This is a genomic window from Chelativorans sp. YIM 93263, from assembly GCF_028767125.1.
Taxonomy (GTDB): Bacteria; Pseudomonadota; Alphaproteobacteria; order Rhizobiales; family Rhizobiaceae; genus Chelativorans.
The window spans coordinates 342,141-358,020 of the sequence record NZ_JAKCWP010000002.1; the positions used below are offsets into that span (position 1 = coordinate 342,141).

The following is a 15,880-nucleotide window of genomic DNA, read 5'->3' on the forward strand; positions in this document are numbered from 1 at the left end:
CCATGCTGATCCCTTGCCCTCATTGCGGTCCACGGGAGGTTTCAGAGTTCTCCTATCAGGGTGACGCGACACGTACGTGCCCCGAATTGACCTCGACCGACGTGAAGGCCTGGTATGACTACGTCTACAATCGGCCGAATCCCGCCGGCCCGCATCGGGAATACTGGCAACACTCGGGCGGATGCCGGGCGCATCTTATCGTCACGCGCGACACACGCACCCATGAAATCCATGATGTGGCGTTTGCACGTGCGGCGCTGAACCGCGCAGGGGAACAAGCGTGACCGCCCGGCGCACCTCCTCTGGCGGGCTGATCGAGCGCAGCCGCACGATCGGGTTTACCTTCGACGGCAGGAGTTACACCGGCCATTCCGGCGACACACTCGCCTCGGCATTGGTTGCCAACGGGGTCACGCTTGTCGGCCGCTCTTTCAAGTATCACCGGCCCCGTGGAATCTTCACGGCCAGCGTGGACGAGCCGAACGCCCTGGTCACGATATTGAAGGACGGCGTTCGCGAACCCAACATTCCCGCTACCCAGATCGAGCTTTTCGAGGGACTTGAAGCTGAAAGTCAGAACCGCTTCCCCTCATTGGAATTCGATCTTGGAGCCCTGAATCAACTTGCCGGCCGGCTCTTCAGTGCGGGATTCTACTATAAGACTTTCATGGGCCCTGTGATCGGCCCTCTGCGCGGTACGCGGTTCTGGATGATTTGCGAGCATTTCATTCGCCGCGCCGCGGGTCTCGGCCGCGCCGGATACAAACCCGATCCCGCAAGATATGAGCGCATGAACGCGTTCTGCGATGTGCTGATCGTCGGTGCGGGTCCCGCAGGATTAATGGCGGCAGAAGCTGCCATGAGTTCCGGGAAGCGTGTCATCCTCGCGGAGCAGGAGCCGCATCTCGGCGGCAGCGCAAGATGGTCGGGCGAGATGATCGGCGGCAAAGCGGCCGCCGACTGGAGCCAAGACCTGGCACGGCGCATCGATGCGAGCGAGAACGTGCGCATTCTCACGCGCACTACGGCTTGGGGCTATTATGACGGAAACAACATCGCAGCACTGGAGCGCGTGACAGACCATCTGGCCGACGCCCCCAAGGGCGCGCCACGCCACCGCAATTGGGCGATCCGCGCAGACACTGTGGTGCTTGCAACAGGAGCATTCGAGCGCCCCATCGTATTTCCCGGCAACGACCGGCCAGGCGTCATGCTCGCAGGGGCAACGGAGCGGTACGCGCGGGAATTCGGTGTTCTGCCGGGTGAGAAGATTGCCCTCTTCACGAACAATGATAGCGCCTATCGCGCCGCCGCCGCCCTACGGCAATTTGGCGCGACCATTATGGCCATCATAGACGTTCGTGCGAAAATCTCACCCGCCGCCCGCGCCCTCGCAGAGGAAGCCGGCGTGGAGCCGCTCCTCGGCTTTGCCGTAACGGCTACCGTTGGCAGGCGCCTCACTAAAGTGCTTGTCCGGCGTTTCGACGCGGAAACGGAACGCCTTTCCGGCGACGCGCGGCCGATCGAAGCCGACTGCCTGGCCGTCTCAGGCGGCTGGTCGCCGGCTATTCACCTGGCAAGCCAAGCAGGCCGCAATCCAAAATGGGATGAAGAACTGTGCGCCTTCCTGCCGCCCGAGCCAACGCAAGCCTGGGCAGGCGCCGGCGCCTTCACCGGTGCAGTGACCACGGCGGAAGCGCTCTCAACCGGACGCAACGCCGGGCTGAAGGCGGCGGGAAAAAAGCTCTCTCGGGCAAAGCTTCCCGAGGTAACCGCGCCAAACCTCGACATCCACCCGGCCTCCGTCTTTGAAATTAAGGGCAATGGAAAAGCTTTTGTCGACTTTCAGCACGACGTGACGGTGGAGGATGTCCGCCTGGCCCACCGCGAAGGATTCGTCTCCGTCGAGCATCTGAAGCGCTACACCACCCTCGGTATGGCGACCGATCAGGGTAAAACCTCGAACGTGCCGGGTCTTGCGATCATGGCGGATGCGCGCGGCCTGCCGATCCGGGACGTGGGCACGACGCGCTTTCGCCCACCCTTCTCACCTGTTTCCATCGGCGCTCTAGCGGCGGAAAAGTACGGGCATTTCAAGCCGGACCGCCTGACACCCATGCACGACTGGCACGTGGAGCACGGCGCTCGGATGATGAATGTCGGTCTTTGGCATCGGCCGATGATCTACGGCCAACCGGGCGAAACGGTGGAGCAGGCCTACACGCGCGAAGCGGCAACCGTCCGCCGTTCCGTGGGAATCGTGGACGTCTCCACCCTCGGCAAGATCGCAGTGAAGGGGCCGGATGCGGCGGTATTTCTCGACCGGGTCTATACCAACCAGTTCTCAACATTGCCCATTAACAAGGCGCGCTATGGGCTGATGCTGCGCAAGGACGGTATCGCCCTCGATGACGGCACGACATGGCGCCTCGGCGAACATGATTTCCTTATGACCACCACAACCGCGAACGCCGGGCGGGTGATGCAGCATCTGGAATATGTTCTCGATGTGGTGTGGCCGGATCTCAAGGTGCATCTCACCTCCGTTACCGATCAATGGGCCGGCGCAGCGCTCGCCGGTCCGAACGCGCGCAAGGTGTTGGAAACGTGCGTTGCCGGTAGCGCGGTCGACAACGAAGCCTTGCCTTTCATGGGCCTCGTTTATGGAGAGATAGACCGTGCCCCGGTGCTGGTCTGCCGCCTTTCCTTTTCCGGCGAGCTTGCTTACGAGGTTTACTGCGGTGCGGGCCACGGCAAACACGTGTGGGAAGCGCTGATCACGGCGGGCGAGCCACACGGCATTGCGCCGTACGGAATGGAGGCGCTCGGCGCGTTGCGTATCGAAAAGGGCCACGTGACGGGTGCCGAAATCGATGGACGCACCACCGCCCGCGACCTTTACCTGGATTGGATGCTATCGAAGAAGAAACCCTTCATCGGTTCCGCGCTTATGGACCGGCCTGGCCTCATCGAAAAAACTCGGCTTCGCCTGGTCGGTGTAATCTCGCTTGATGGCCGGCCGCTCGGCGGAGGTGCCCACATCGTGGAGTCAGGCGACCTGAATGAGTTGGGCGAGAGCATCGGCCACATCACTGCCTTCTGCTACTCCCCCGCGCTGGCCCAGTATATCGGACTTGCTCTGGTCAAAGGTGGAAAGGAACTTCACGGGAAGCGTGCCTATATCTCCGACCCGCTGCGAAAGCATTTCGGTCCGGTGCAGATCGTTAGCCACCACTTCTTCGATCCGGAAGGGAAACGTATGCATGGTTGAGCGCCAGTCTCCCCTTACCCCAATCTTCCGGCCGGCGGTCCATAGCAACGATGTCGGTAGCATCAGTATCACCTTGAGCGAGGTGACACCGCTCTCGATAGTCGAGGCAGCTTGCTGGCCAGGTCTCAATGAACGCCTCACGGCGGCCATTCAGGAAGTAACAGGTCTTTCAGTCGATACGACGCCCAATGCAGGTGTCGTTGGTCGGGGCACGGCCGCGTTCTCCATCGGTCCCGACCGATACCTGGTGTCAGGCGAGGAAGATCTGTCGGCGAGACTCGCGCGGGTCCTGAGCGAAGAAACCGGCACGGTCACCGATCTCTCCCATGGACGAACAACGTTTCGCGTCTCCGGAACGCGTGCCGAATGGGTTCTCAGCAAGCTTTTCGCTATCGATTTCTCACCAGCCGTATTCCCCGTGGGGGAAGGACGCGCTACAGCCCACCACGATATTTTCGCGCAAATCCAGCGCAGCGATGCAGCACAATTCGACCTCTATGTCTTCCGCTCCTTCGCGCGCGCATTCTGGAATACGCTCTGCACCGCGGCAGAAGAAGTCGGCTACGAAGTCATTGAAGCGTAGCGAGCGCTTACCGCTCGGTGTGCTGCCGTTCTAGAGTGAAAAGGAAAAGGGGGCCGGCCGGCGATCTGGCCGCGGTACGAGGAGGCCACTATACCAGTGCCGACCGGCCAACCCCACGGACCCAGGAGATGCGGCGGACCTGAGCATCATGGGGTATCGGTGAATCCTTGCTGCCCATCCTCTTCGGCTGCATCACCATTGGTTGTGAGACTTGCGCATTCGATTGAAAAAATCAACACTTACTTAACCAATATTATGAACCGCTTTACATTAAGGTAAACAGATTATCTCGCCGCTTGAATTGGCTTCCCGATAACTGATCAGGCTGCCGGAGCAACCACACGGTTCCGCCCGCGTGTTTTGGCCTCGTAAAGGGCGACATCGGCCCGCTTCAAGAGGTCCTTCACAGTATCGCTCTCCTGTTTCACGGCGGCAACGCCAAGACTGGACGTCACATTGATGCTGGGTTTTCCCTCCCCGGCAGGAAAAGGGTTCTCGGCAATCTGACTACGAATGCGCTCTGCCACCTTCTTGGCAACCGCTAATGCGGTGTTTGGCATCACGATGACGAACTCCTCGCCGCCAAAGCGGCAAACGAGGTCAATTCCACGAAGATTCTTGCGCAGGCGGTCAGCAAACTCCTTGAGGACTGCATCTCCACCGTCATGGCCCCAGGTATCGTTGATGTCCTTGAACCGGTCGATATCGGCCAACATGATTGAGAGAGGCTGCTTTCGCGCCATCGCGCGATCGAAAAGATTTTCCAAATGGCTGTCGAGATAGCGCCGGTTATAGAGCCCTGTCAGCGGATCGGTGATGGCCATCTCCACTGTCCTGGCGACGCTTGAGCGAAGGCTGTCATTATAGCGCTTACGGCGAACCTGCGTGCGCAGGCGAGCAAGCAGTTCCTGCCGCTCGACGGGCTTGAGCACGTAATCGTTCACCGCCAGTTCCAGGCCGCGGATCACGCAATCTTCATCTCTCTCGCACGCCATCAGGATGATGGGAACAAGATGCGTGCTCTCCAGTGCGCGCAGCTGCGAGCAAAGGCGCAGCGGATCGTGTTCGGAGAAGCTTGTCGAGACGATGATGCATTCGTAGTCGCCCTCGGAAGCACGACGCAGTGCCATTTGCGGGTCCCGTGCGGAATCGACCACGAAATGCCCATGCAACATCTCGTTGACCTGCTTTTCCGAGATCGGATCTTCATCCACCAGAAGAACATGAGGGACCTCCTCCCCCACCGCGTCCTTCCGCAGCATCTGCTCAATTCCGATATTTCGCGTCGTCGCCGCCCGCAGCCGCAACTCGTCAGTCAGCGCCTTCAGCCTGACGAGGCTTCGCACACGTGTGAGCAATTGCAGGTCATTGACTGGCTTGGTGAGAAAATCATCGGCCCCCGCTTCGAGGCCGCGCACACGGTCGGAGGCCTGGTCGAGCGCAGTGATCATGACAACGGGAATATGCATGGTGGCAGGATCGGCCTTCAGTCGGCTGCAAACCTCAAAGCCGTCCATCCCCGGCATCATGATATCGAGCAATATGGCGTCGACTTTGCTGGATTCGCAAATTTCAATGGCGTCCGGTCCCGACCGCGCGGTCACGACTTCATAATACTCCGCAAGCAGCCTCGCCTCGAGGAGTTTCAGATTGGCCGGCACATCGTCGACCACCAGAATACGCGCAGTCATGGCGTGCACTCACCCCCACTAACACTCACGCCGGCTGCCATCACGCCTCACCAAGATATGATTTGATCGTCTCGATAAAGCGCGGCACCGAAATTGGTTTCGAAATATAAGCTTCGCAGCCGCCCTGGCGGATCCGTTCCTCATCCCCCTTCATCGCAAACGCCGTGACCGCGATGACGGGGATATCGCGGAGATCGTCTTCCTCCTTCAGCCATTTCGTGACTTCCAGGCCCGAAACCTCCGGGAGCTGAATGTCCATCAGGATCAGGTCGGGACGATGCTCACGCGCCAGATCAAGCGCCTGAAGGCCGTCGCGCGTACGCACGGTCTCATATCCGTTTGCCTCGATGAGGTCGCGGAAGAGCTTCATATTGAGCTCATTGTCCTCGACGATCATGACCTTTTTCGGCATTGGAACCCCGTACCGCTGAATGCACCCGGACCGACCGGGCTTGAGCATTCCTTGCTCCCAGTGCTTCTCTCGCACAATTTGATTTACGAAACGAAAATTATCGCAATAGATGGCGCAAATTTGAGATAAGCGCTTACTGCATTCGGTTCCCTCCTTTTCCCACCACCGTCGCAGGCCACCTCAACGCGCCAATGCAAAAGCAGGACCATTCCTATGCAACAGGAAAAAGCTCAGGAAATCGCCGTCCAGGGACTTGCCTTTATTGCCTCTGATCCCGACCTTCTCCCCCGCTTCCTGGCTCTAACCGGTATCGAGGCACAGCAAATTCGTGAGGCTGCACAGCAATCCGGATTTCTCGCCGGCGTACTGCAATTCATCCTCGCCCACGAGCCGACGTTGATGGCCTTCAGCGAAGCCAAGAATATTACACCGCAAGATGTCTCCGCAGCGCACCAGGCTCTCCCCTTCGGAAATGATCTCTGGGATATCCAGCCCTGAACGCAGATGATCGCCACCGGAACTGGCAAACACACGCCCGATCGGATTTTACGCGTCCACCTCCTTCTTGTGCGGTAGGATTTCCTGCCGTAAAATCCTTGTTCCTGTTATGTTCAAATAAGATGCCATGAACGTCAACGCATCAATCGAGGGCTTCTGCCGCGATTGCCTCGTCGAGGCAGGGCGAGCGGAGCGCAGATGCCGCTCTTGCGGCAGCCCTCGCCTGTTGCATCATGACGAACTGGCCACGCTTTCCATTGCACACATTGATTGCGACGCGTTTTACGCGGCGGTGGAAAAGCGCGATAATCCAGAGCTGCAGAACAAGCCGCTGATCATTGGCGGCGGCAAGCGCGGCGTCGTCTCCACCGCTTGCTACATAGCCCGTATCAACGGCGTACGCTCCGCAATGCCCATGTTCAAGGCGCTGGAGGCATGCCCCGACGCCATCGTGATCAAACCGAATATGGAGAAATACGCAGGCGTCGGCCGCCAGGTGCGGGAAAAGATGCTCGCACTGACGCCCATGGTTGAGCCGCTTTCTATAGACGAGGCGTTTCTCGACCTTTCGGGCACGGAGCGCCTCCACGGTGCGACGCCGGCTTACGTGCTCGCGCGCTTTGCGCGCGAGATGGAGGAGGAGATCGGCATTACCGCGTCCGTCGGCCTCTCCTATTGCAAGTTTCTGGCAAAGATCGCATCGGATATCGATAAGCCGCGCGGCTTTTCTGTCATCGGCAAGGCGGAAGCCCTCACCTTCTTGGCCGAAAAGCCGGTAACGGCGATCTGGGGTGTCGGCAAAGCCTTTTCCGCTACGCTCGCCAAGGATGGCATCCGCACCATCAGCCAATTACAGCGCATGGAACGCGAAGATCTCATGCGCCGCTACGGCACCATGGGTGAGCGGCTATATAGCCTTTCCCGAGGCGAGGACCCCCGGCGCGTGAAGCCGCGCGCAGAAGCCAAGAGCGTTTCTTCCGAAACAACGTTCGACAGCGACATTGCCGATTTCGACGAGCTTGTACCCGTTCTGCGCGGCCTCAGCGAGCGTGTTTCGGCACGGCTGAAGGGCAAGGAGATCGCCGGGCGCACCGTGGTTTTAAAGCTCAAGACCGCAGATTTTCGTACGCGCACGCGAAATCGGCAGTTACGCAACCCCACGCGCCTCGCAGACCGGATTTTTTCCGCCGGTCTGGACATGCTGAAACGGGAGGCGGACGGCACACGATTCCGACTTCTGGGCATCGGCGTAAGTGAACTCACCGATGCCGCCAAGGCAGACCCGCAGGATCTCGTGGACACTCTCTCTCACAAACGCGCGCTGGCCGAAGGTGCTGTCGACAGCCTCCGTGCGAAGTATGGACGGACAGCCGTCGAAACAGGTTACACGTTTGGCCGCGGAAAAAGACCTAGCCGGAATTCGAAATGAAACGTTGCTCCGGTCTCTGCGCTTACGCCTTCTTCTGCCAACGTCGGTCCGGTCCCTGCTGCCAGTAGGTTACATCGTGACCCGCTGCTTTCATGGACTTCCATTGTTCACGCGCGGACTCGAGTTGCACCGTGTCGTGACCGTCAAAGAGAAACACGGCTCGTGTGTATCCCTCCATCTCCCCCGGCACTGCACCGTCGACCAGGAAGCGGATCGTGGCTCGGTTCACGCTTTCGGTCCCGGTGGTCAAGAGGACCGGCTGCTCCGCCGCGTTAGGCTCCCGGTCCGTGCCATGCGGCAAAAAGCCGTCATCCCGGTAGGTCCACAGCCTCGCATCCAGCGCATCCCGGCGCTCCTCGTCGGTGGTTTGAATGCACACTTTCCACCCCCGCTCGAGGCTTTTTTCCACGAGCGGGGGCAACGCATCTTCCAGCGTCGACTCCGTGAGATGATAAAAGAGCGCTTCCACGCTTACCGCTCGTAGTGATCAGCCACCAATCGGTCGAGAAGACGAACGCCGAAGCCGGATGCCCAAGATTGGTTGATCTCCGAGGAAGGCGACGCCATTCCCGTTCCCGCGATGTCGAGGTGTGCCCAGGGCGTATCGTCGACAAAGCGCTTGAGGAACTGCGCGGCAGTGATTGAGCCGGCGCTGCGTCCGCCTGTGTTCTTCATATCGGCGTTCTTGGTGTCGATAAGCTTGTCATACTCCGAGCCAAGCGGCAGCCTCCAGACTTTCTCGCCCGTCACCTTGCCGGCTGCGGCAAGCCGCTCCGCAAGCGCATCGTCATTCGAGAACAAACCGGCATGTTGGTTGCCAAGCGCGACGATCACAGCGCCGGTGAGCGTCGCAAGGTTGACCATGAATTCCGGCTTAAACTCTTCCTTGCAGTGCCACAGCAGGTCAGCCAGAACGAGACGTCCCTCCGCATCCGTGTTGATGACCTCGATGGTCTGCCCCGACAGCGATGTGACGATGTCGCCAGGCCTCTGCGCGTTGCCGTCCGGCATATTCTCCACGAGGCCGATGATGCCTACGGCATTGGTTTGGGCCTTGCGCGCGGCCAGTGCGTGCATCAGGCCGACGACGGTTGCCGCACCGGCCATGTCGCCTTTCATATCCTCCATACTAGCGGCCGGCTTTATCGAGATTCCGCCCGTATCGAACACGACACCTTTGCCGACGAATGCAACCGGCTTCTGCTTGGAATCACCACCGTCCCATCGCATCACCGCCACGCGCGGCGGACGGACCGAGCCGCGGCCAACAGCAAGCAGCGCGCCCATACCGATTTTTTCCAACTCCTTCTCGGTCAGAATATCGACTTTCACGCCGAGCTTCTCGAGCGCCTTGGCTTTATCGGCGAATTCCTCGGGACCCAAGATGTTGGCCGGTTCGTTCACGAGATCCCGCGCTAGGGATACCCCCTGCCCGACCGCGGAAGCCTCGGCAAACGCTTTTTCGGCCGCGGCCGGATCGGCACACTGAATGGTGTATTTGACAGGCTTGTCGTCCTTGCGGCCGTTATCGCCATTGTCGTCTTTGCGCGTCTTGTATTTATCGAACCTATAAGAGCGCAGCAGGATACCGAGCCCGATCGCCGCGACATCCCGCGCGCCCGGAGAGGCATCCGCCACGTCCACCACAACCGTGACCTCCTTCGCATTCTTTGCCGCTGCGGCCACGGCGCCGCCGATCCTCAGCCATGCGTTTTCATCGAGCGCGCCTGCCTTGCCGGTTCCGACGGCCGCAAGCCGATCGAGTTGCGTTTCCTGCGGCGCAAAAATTTCGACCGATGCGGCCAGCTTCCCCTTGAACTCGGCCGTATCGAAGACCCGGGGCAGAACACCTGCGGGGTCGCAAGAAGCGGCCGCATCGCTGAGCTTTCCGCCCTCCGGGACAAGAACAATCGCGCTTCCGGATTTCGGCGTGGCAAACTCGGCAAAGGCAACTGTCGGTTCTTTGGTCATGGAACTTCCTGCTTCTTTAGAACGTGAACGCTCGCGCGATCTTGGTTTTTTTCAGCCAATTGGCAAGGGCGATTGTCGATATACCCGTCGCGACAGCGTGTCATAAGGCGTGAGGGCTGTTAACCTTGTTCCTTTCCATTTCGTTAGGTGTACTGGTAACACATTGGTGTGGGGACAACGGTAGATGAATGATTCCGATATCGGCGCACCGCGTTGTATCGCTCGGATCGATTCTACGCGCCTGCCGCATAGTGGCCATCAATAGCCGGAAGATTAATACTGATGAAGGTGATCGAGCTCTACATCCTGCGGCGTACGCTGGCGATTTTCGTCGCCGCGTTGGCGTGGGTGCTCGTCATCGTGTGGACGACTCAAGTCCTCAACCGTCTCGACCTGGTCACCACTAGCGGGCAGTCCGCTGCCACGTTCTTCACCGTGGCCGCGCTTGCACTGCCGGCGGTCATTCCTATTGTCATCCCATTCGCCATCGGCTTGGCCGTTGCGCAGACGCTGGCCACCATGAACTCCGATTCCGAACTCGTGGTGATCAGTGCGGCTGGCGGCCCAAGAACGATAACGATCCGGCCTATGCTGCTCATCGCAATCATCGCCAGCCTGGCCTCTTTCGCCATTCACAACACACTAGAGCCCTACTCACGCCAATCCATGCGCCATATCCTTGCCAATGCGAACGCGGATTTGATCACGAGCGTGTTGCAGGAAGGCTCATTTCAGCGGGTGGACGACGGGCTATTCGTCCAGGTTTCTGAGCACCTTTCGGACGGACGACTCGGAGGCATCTTCGTCGTTGATTCGCGCGAAGAAGATATGCAGCTGATCTATCATGCCCGCGAGGGCGCGGCTGTCCAGTCGGACAGTGGCAGCATCCTGGCGATGCGAGATGGCGAGGTGCAGCGCAAGTCGGGAGACGGAAGCGTCTCGGTGATCCGTTTCGATTCATACGCCTTCGACCTCTCCGAATTCACGAGCGATGATGGCGAGCCTAACCTGCAAAGGAAGGATCGTTATCTAACATACCTCATGAATCCCGATCCGGACGACAAGCTCTATGCGCATGCCCCGCAGAAGTATCGCGCGGAGCTGCACAAACGACTTTCCGAATGGCTGTATCCGGTCGTATTTGCGCTTATCGGCATTGCTGTCGCCGGCGATGCGCGCTCTTTCCGGGAAGCGCGCCTGCATCCGACGGTCACCACCATGGCCATTAGCCTCTTGGTGCGTTGGGGAGGTTTCTACGCCGGCAACGAGGCGGAAACCAACCCCTTCTTTTCTTTCATGCTCTACGCCATCCCCATCGGCATGATCCTTATTTCCGGTTTCTTCATCGTAACAAATCGCGTCATGGAGTTGCCGACGAGTTGGACGGAGCGCCTCCTGGAACGGTTGCAATCCGTTGGTGAACGCCTCTCTCGTCTTCGTGCCAGGTTCTCCCCTTCATCGGGGGGGCGTGCATGATCGGCTTTACGCTGGCCCGTTATTTCCTGCGTCGCTATGCGGTCATCGCCGCGGGGAACTTCATTGGTATAGCCGCCCTTATCTTCGTCGTATCCTTTACGGAAATCTCCGGCCGCTCCAGCGACCTGGACGGCTACTCCGCGGACTGGGCCTTGGGCCTTGCAGCACTTCAACTTCCCATGATCATGCTCCAGGCCGTGCCGTTTATCGGTCTGATCGCGGCAATGGCGACGCTGATCAGCTTAAATCGAAAATATGAGCTGGTAATCGCCAGAGCGGCCGGCATTTCAGCCTGGCAATTTCTCACCCCGATCTGCGCGGGCGCTTTCATTTTCGGGTTGCTCTCCGTCGTCCTCCTTAATCCGCTAGCCGCCAACGGCTTTGCAAGAGCACAAGCGCTCGAGGCAGAAGTGAGGGGAGCGAGTTCTGCACTGAACGGGGAACGCGAGCAGTGGATCAATCAGCGAACGGACGAAGGACAGACCGTCATTGGCGCGGAGACGACGCTGGATGGCGGGCAGACCCTCGTTCGGCCCGTATTCCTGCTCATGGATGACCAGGGAAGAATCACCCAAAGGCTGGATGCAGAGCGCGCGCGACTGCGGGATGGACACTGGGAGCTGACCAGTGTCACGCGCCGGCAGGGAACGCTAACGCCCGAAAGGCTCGAAACCGTATCGGTCCCGACGAACCTTCAGCCGCGCTATTTAGGCTATCAGCTTACCGATCCGGAGGCGGTTTCCGTCTTCGATCTCCCCACGATGGTCGAGGTGGCACGCTCCCTCGGCCTGCGCGCAAACGCCTTCGCAATGCAATTTCAATCGCTGGTGACTCTGCCGCCATTGCTGGTTGCTATGACCTTGATAGCGGCCACCGTTTCCATGCGTTTTAACCGGATGGGGCTATCTGTGGTGGTGATTCTGGGTGGCATCATCTCCGGGTTTCTGCTTTATGTCGTATCAGTTTTGGTGAGGGCATTTGGGAGTGCCGGCTTCATGCCGCCGACCGTCGCCGCGTGGACTCCGGTATTGGCTGCGATGTTTTTCGGGATTACGTTTTTATTGTTTAAGGAGGACGGTTAAGTTGGGGAACGCGGTAAAGAGGGATCGCTCGCCGCAGCGGATTGTACGCGGACTGCGCTTTAAAGCGGGGGTCGCCTTTATCGCCCTGGCCGCTGCTGCCTCCGTTGCAGCTGCCCAGGTGGATTCCCTTGCCGGCCGCGACCTGCCGGAAAATGAGCAGATGCTGCTCACTGCGAATACGGTGGTCTACGATAATGACCGCAACACGATCACCGCGGTCGGCAATGTCCAGATTGAATATGCCGGAAACAATCTGGTCGCCCAGCAGGTAACCTATGATCAGGCCACCTCGCGAGTCATCGCCAGCGGTGAGGTCGAGATCGTTGAGGAAGACGGCAACGTAATCTATGCCGACCGGATCGACGTCACCGACGATTTCAGCGAAGGCTTCGTCGACGCGCTTAGGGTCGAGGCGGCCGACGACACCCATTTCGCCGCTGCAAGCGCGGAGCGCACCGGGGACGGGCGCACGACCTTCCTCAGAGGCGTCTACACCGCTTGCGAGCCGTGCGAGGAAAATCCGGACAAGCCGCCGCAATGGCAGATCAAAGCACAAAAGATTATCTGGGACGGTGAGGCGCGGACCGTCCGTTTTGAGAACACACGGTTCGAATTCTTCGGCCTGCCGCTGGCGTGGTTACCGGTCTTTGAGGTTCCGGACCCGACAGTCGAGCGCAAGTCAGGCTTCCTCATGCCCAGGTTTGCAGGCGGCAGCGAACGCGGCTTCGGCGTGACGGTACCCTATTATCTGGCGCTTTCACCGACATATGACCTTACCGTTTCCGTTACGGGATACACAAACCAGGGTTTTCTGGGCGAGGCGGAATGGCGTCAGCGCTTCAATAACGGGGAGTATAATCTAAAGATCGCGGGGATCAGTCAGCGGGATCCCGCCGCCTGGGACAGCAAGAAAGTCGACTCGACCGTAACCGAGCGCGGCATGATCGGCTCCACAGGGGATTTCAGCATCAACCGGCGCTGGTCCTTCGGTTGGGACGTGCTGGCGCAATCCGACAAGAATTTTTCCAACACCTACGATATCGGTGGGTTCTCCAGTTCGGTTCACACGTCGCAAGCCTATCTCACTGGGCTGGACGACCGGAATTTCTTCGACCTGCGCGCCTATCACTTTGAAGTGCAGGAAAGCATGTTGGACTCTAATAACAATGCTCGCAATAGGAAGCAGCCTTGGGTTTTGCCCAATCTCGATTACACCTATACGGCGGACGAGCCGGTTGCTGGAGGAGAACTGACTTTCGACGTAAACGCTCAGAACCTCTACCGCGAAGAAGGCATGTCCCCGACGACGTGGTATCGTGAGCACACAATCGAAGGCACCAAGGTCCAGGGACTGGAAGGCAAATCCGGCCGGCTAACCGCGGAGGCGGAGTGGAAGCGTTCCTTTACAAGCGAGGGAGGCTTGGTTGTCACGCCACTCTTGCATGCGCGTGGCGACGCAATTTACGCGGATTTGTCTCAAGACGCGATCGATGAGATCAGCGGATTCACGATCGACAAAGCTGAGACAAACAGCGATGTACGCTCGGCTTATTACCGCTCTATGGCAACCGCCGGTCTCGAGGCGCGCTGGCCAATCCTTTTTTCCACGAGCAGTTCTTCTCACGTTCTGGAGCCGATGGCCCAGGTTTTTGCGCGCCCAGATGAGCCCTATCACGACAGGCTCGGCATTCCGAACGAAGATGCGCAATCGTTGGTCTTTGATGCAACCAGTCTCTTCCAGCGCGATAAGTTCTCGGGCTACGATCGAATCGAAGGCGGAACGCGCGCCAATATTGGCATCCGCTATTCCGGCAGCTTCGATAATGGCGTTACGGCGCACGGTCTTTTCGGCCAGTCCTATCACCTGGCCGGTGACAATTCCTATGCCTCGCCGGACCTCGTGAACGTTGGGGCCTACTCCGGTCTCGAAACCGACCGATCCGACTATGTCGGCATGCTGGGCTTCACCACTCCGGGTGGCTTCGCCGCATCCGTAAGCGGCCGTTTTGACGAGGAGACGTTCGAGATTCGGCGCACCGACGTCGAAGCAGGCACGAACTTCGGAGCGGTGGCTGCAAGTGTGGGTTACACCTTCATCCAGAGCCAGCCCCTCTACGGTTTTGATGATGACCGCCGCGAAGTTACGGCCCAGACCTCTATTCGATTCAATGAAAACTGGCGCGGCTTTGCGTCAGGAACCTATGATCTGGAAACCAAAACGCTTGTGAAGAATTCGTTCGGATTTGCATATGACGACGAATGTTTCAGCTATCGCCTAAACGTCTCCGAAAAGCGCACGGATGACACGGATGACGTGGAACGGAGCTTCGGTTTCAGCATCTCACTGCGCACACTGGGCGACTTCGGCACGGACTCTTCTGGCTTTACCAGCGGCTAGGGCCTATGTTCTGCTAAGGCTTTTTAGAGCGTGGTATACCCCTATCGTCACAGTTTTGCCCATCTGGAATGATGGCAAGGAAGGATCAGGGGCATACAGGTCAGATTGAAATGAACGGAAGAACAGGAATCATGCCGACATTCACCCGCCATTTTCCAAAAGCATTGCTGATATTGGCAATGGCGTTTTCCATGTCGGTCGCACCGATTGTGCTTCCCGCCATGGCCACTGAAGTCCGCTACGTGGTCAATGATCAGCCAATCACGAATTACGATATCAACCGCCGGGTGGCGCTTCTTAGGCTCATGCGGCGGGGCGGCGACCTAAACCAGGCCGCGGTGGATGAGATGATCAATCAGACCTTGCGCCGGCAGGAGCTGCAACGTTCCGGTGTCGCGGTCACGCAGGCGATGATCGATGATGCTTATGCGAACTTCGCGGCATCGAACGACCTGACTGTAGCTCAACTCGATCGTATCCTGTCTGAAGCCGGAGTGACGAAGGAGCACTTTCAAGGCTTCATGAGCGTTCAGATTGGCTGGGGGCGCTTCCTGCAGTCGCGGTCCGGCTCCGGCGGAGAACTGAGCGAGGCGGAGGTGGTTGAACGGATCATGCAGCAGGGCGGCCAAAAGCCCTCCACCACGGAGTATCGGCTGCAGCAAGTGATCTTTGTCGTGCCGTCGGCCCAGCGCTCGCAATTGCTGTCGCAGCGTCAGGGTGAGGCCCGCGCCATGCGCGGCCGCTTCAACGGCTGCGATACTACGGTGGAAGCTGCCAAGGGCATTATTGACGTTACTGTGAGGGATCAGGGCCGAGTTCTGGAACCGGAACTTCCTGCGGATTGGAAGGACGATATCGTTGGCTTGGGCCCGGGTCAGGCCACGCCGGTACGCACAACCGATCGCGGCGTGGAATTCATCGGAGTATGCAGCACACGCCAGGTCTCGGACGATCACGTTGCCAAGCTGATGTTCCAGAATGAAGATACGGAAGACACGTCTGTCGAACAGCTTTCCGAAGAACTTACGAGCGAGCTACGCGAGAATGCGCGCATCATCCAGCGTTGAAG

At 59.0% G+C, this 15,880-nt stretch carries 13 protein-coding genes; 9 read left to right on the forward strand and 4 right to left on the reverse strand.

The window, feature by feature from the left end:
• The first annotated feature begins 2 nt into the window (after positions 1–2).
• From LY631_RS05820 to LY631_RS05830, 3 genes are read left to right on the forward strand one after another with little or no spacing between them, the layout of a single operon-like run.
• Positions 3–284, forward strand: coding sequence for a sarcosine oxidase subunit delta (locus LY631_RS05820; RefSeq protein WP_274424180.1), 282 nt, complete (start codon positions 3–5; stop codon positions 282–284).
• Positions 281–3,271, forward strand: coding sequence for a sarcosine oxidase subunit alpha family protein (locus tag LY631_RS05825; RefSeq protein ID WP_274424181.1), 2,991 nt, complete (start codon positions 281–283; stop codon positions 3,269–3,271). Before LY631_RS05820 ends, LY631_RS05825 begins: the two co-directional genes overlap by 4 nt.
• Positions 3,264–3,854: a sarcosine oxidase subunit gamma gene (locus LY631_RS05830; RefSeq protein WP_274424182.1), complete on the forward strand. Its 591-nt coding sequence runs from the start codon at positions 3,264–3,266 to the stop codon at positions 3,852–3,854. Before LY631_RS05825 ends, LY631_RS05830 begins: the two co-directional genes overlap by 8 nt.
• A 320-nt stretch (positions 3,855–4,174) precedes the next feature.
• Here LY631_RS05830 and LY631_RS05835 read toward each other — a convergent pair whose 3' ends face one another.
• Positions 4,175–5,545 (reverse strand): PleD family two-component system response regulator, encoded by a 1,371-nt coding sequence (locus tag LY631_RS05835; RefSeq protein WP_274424183.1) that lies wholly within the window; start codon positions 5,543–5,545, stop codon positions 4,175–4,177.
• Between the two features lie 40 nt (positions 5,546–5,585).
• Positions 5,586–5,957: a response regulator gene (locus tag LY631_RS05840; RefSeq protein ID WP_274424184.1), complete on the reverse strand. Its 372-nt coding sequence runs from the start codon at positions 5,955–5,957 to the stop codon at positions 5,586–5,588.
• Positions 5,958–6,170: 213 nt separating this feature from the next.
• Between LY631_RS05840 and LY631_RS05845 the strand changes: the two genes are divergently transcribed.
• Positions 6,171–6,455, forward strand: a complete 285-nt coding sequence (locus LY631_RS05845) for a DUF3572 domain-containing protein (RefSeq protein ID WP_274424185.1) — start codon at positions 6,171–6,173, stop codon at positions 6,453–6,455.
• A 127-nt stretch (positions 6,456–6,582) separates the two neighbouring features.
• Positions 6,583–7,884 carry a DNA polymerase IV gene (locus LY631_RS05850; RefSeq protein WP_274424186.1) on the forward strand — a complete coding sequence of 434 codons (1,302 nt, stop codon included), beginning with the start codon at positions 6,583–6,585 and terminating at the stop codon, positions 7,882–7,884.
• A 22-nt stretch (positions 7,885–7,906) separates the two neighbouring features.
• Here the strand turns inward: LY631_RS05850 and LY631_RS05855 are convergent, their stop codons facing one another.
• Together LY631_RS05855 and LY631_RS05860 are read right to left on the reverse strand one after the other, a co-directional pair.
• Positions 7,907–8,353: a DNA polymerase III subunit chi gene (locus tag LY631_RS05855; RefSeq protein WP_274424187.1), complete on the reverse strand. Its 447-nt coding sequence runs from the start codon at positions 8,351–8,353 to the stop codon at positions 7,907–7,909.
• A 2-nt stretch (positions 8,354–8,355) separates the two neighbouring features.
• Entirely contained in the window at positions 8,356–9,855 is a 1,500-nt protein-coding gene (locus tag LY631_RS05860; RefSeq protein WP_274424188.1) for a leucyl aminopeptidase, read from the reverse strand.
• A gap of 282 nt (positions 9,856–10,137) precedes the next feature.
• Between LY631_RS05860 and lptF the strand changes: the two genes are divergently transcribed.
• From lptF to LY631_RS05880, 4 genes are all read left to right on the forward strand, one after another.
• On the forward strand, positions 10,138–11,331 hold the full coding sequence (gene lptF / locus LY631_RS05865; protein WP_274424189.1) for an LPS export ABC transporter permease LptF: 1,194 nt from the start codon (positions 10,138–10,140) through the stop codon (positions 11,329–11,331).
• A complete protein-coding gene (gene lptG / locus LY631_RS05870) occupies positions 11,328–12,413 on the forward strand; it encodes an LPS export ABC transporter permease LptG (protein ID WP_274424190.1) in 1,086 nt (361 codons plus the stop codon). The genes lptF and lptG overlap by 4 nt, the downstream gene beginning before the upstream one ends.
• A 1-nt stretch (position 12,414) precedes the next feature.
• On the forward strand, positions 12,415–14,811 hold the full coding sequence (locus tag LY631_RS05875; protein WP_445082841.1) for an LPS-assembly protein LptD: 2,397 nt from the start codon (positions 12,415–12,417) through the stop codon (positions 14,809–14,811).
• Between the two features lie 131 nt (positions 14,812–14,942).
• Positions 14,943–15,878: a peptidylprolyl isomerase gene (locus tag LY631_RS05880; protein WP_274424191.1), complete on the forward strand. Its 936-nt coding sequence runs from the start codon at positions 14,943–14,945 to the stop codon at positions 15,876–15,878.
• The last annotated feature ends 2 nt before the right edge of the window (positions 15,879–15,880 follow it).

What these genes read in the sequence shown, in the direction of transcription:
- LY631_RS05830 (WP_274424182.1), top strand. Translation starts at nt 3,264, where the DNA reads ATGGTTGAGCGCCAGTCTCCCCTTACCCCAATCTTCCGGCCGGCGGTC.
- LY631_RS05850 (WP_274424186.1), top strand. Translation starts at nt 6,583, where the DNA reads ATGAACGTCAACGCATCAATCGAGGGCTTCTGCCGCGATTGCCTCGTC.
- LY631_RS05835 (WP_274424183.1), bottom strand. Translation starts at nt 5,545, where the DNA reads ATGACTGCGCGTATTCTGGTGGTCGACGATGTGCCGGCCAATCTGAAA.
- LY631_RS05840 (WP_274424184.1), bottom strand. Translation starts at nt 5,957, where the DNA reads ATGCCGAAAAAGGTCATGATCGTCGAGGACAATGAGCTCAATATGAAG.
- lptF (WP_274424189.1), top strand. Translation starts at nt 10,138, where the DNA reads ATGAAGGTGATCGAGCTCTACATCCTGCGGCGTACGCTGGCGATTTTC.
- LY631_RS05860 (WP_274424188.1), bottom strand. Translation starts at nt 9,855, where the DNA reads ATGACCAAAGAACCGACAGTTGCCTTTGCCGAGTTTGCCACGCCGAAA.
- LY631_RS05880 (WP_274424191.1), top strand. Translation starts at nt 14,943, where the DNA reads ATGCCGACATTCACCCGCCATTTTCCAAAAGCATTGCTGATATTGGCA.
- lptG (WP_274424190.1), top strand. Translation starts at nt 11,328, where the DNA reads ATGATCGGCTTTACGCTGGCCCGTTATTTCCTGCGTCGCTATGCGGTC.
- LY631_RS05820 (WP_274424180.1), top strand. Translation starts at nt 3, where the DNA reads ATGCTGATCCCTTGCCCTCATTGCGGTCCACGGGAGGTTTCAGAGTTC.
- LY631_RS05845 (WP_274424185.1), top strand. Translation starts at nt 6,171, where the DNA reads ATGCAACAGGAAAAAGCTCAGGAAATCGCCGTCCAGGGACTTGCCTTT.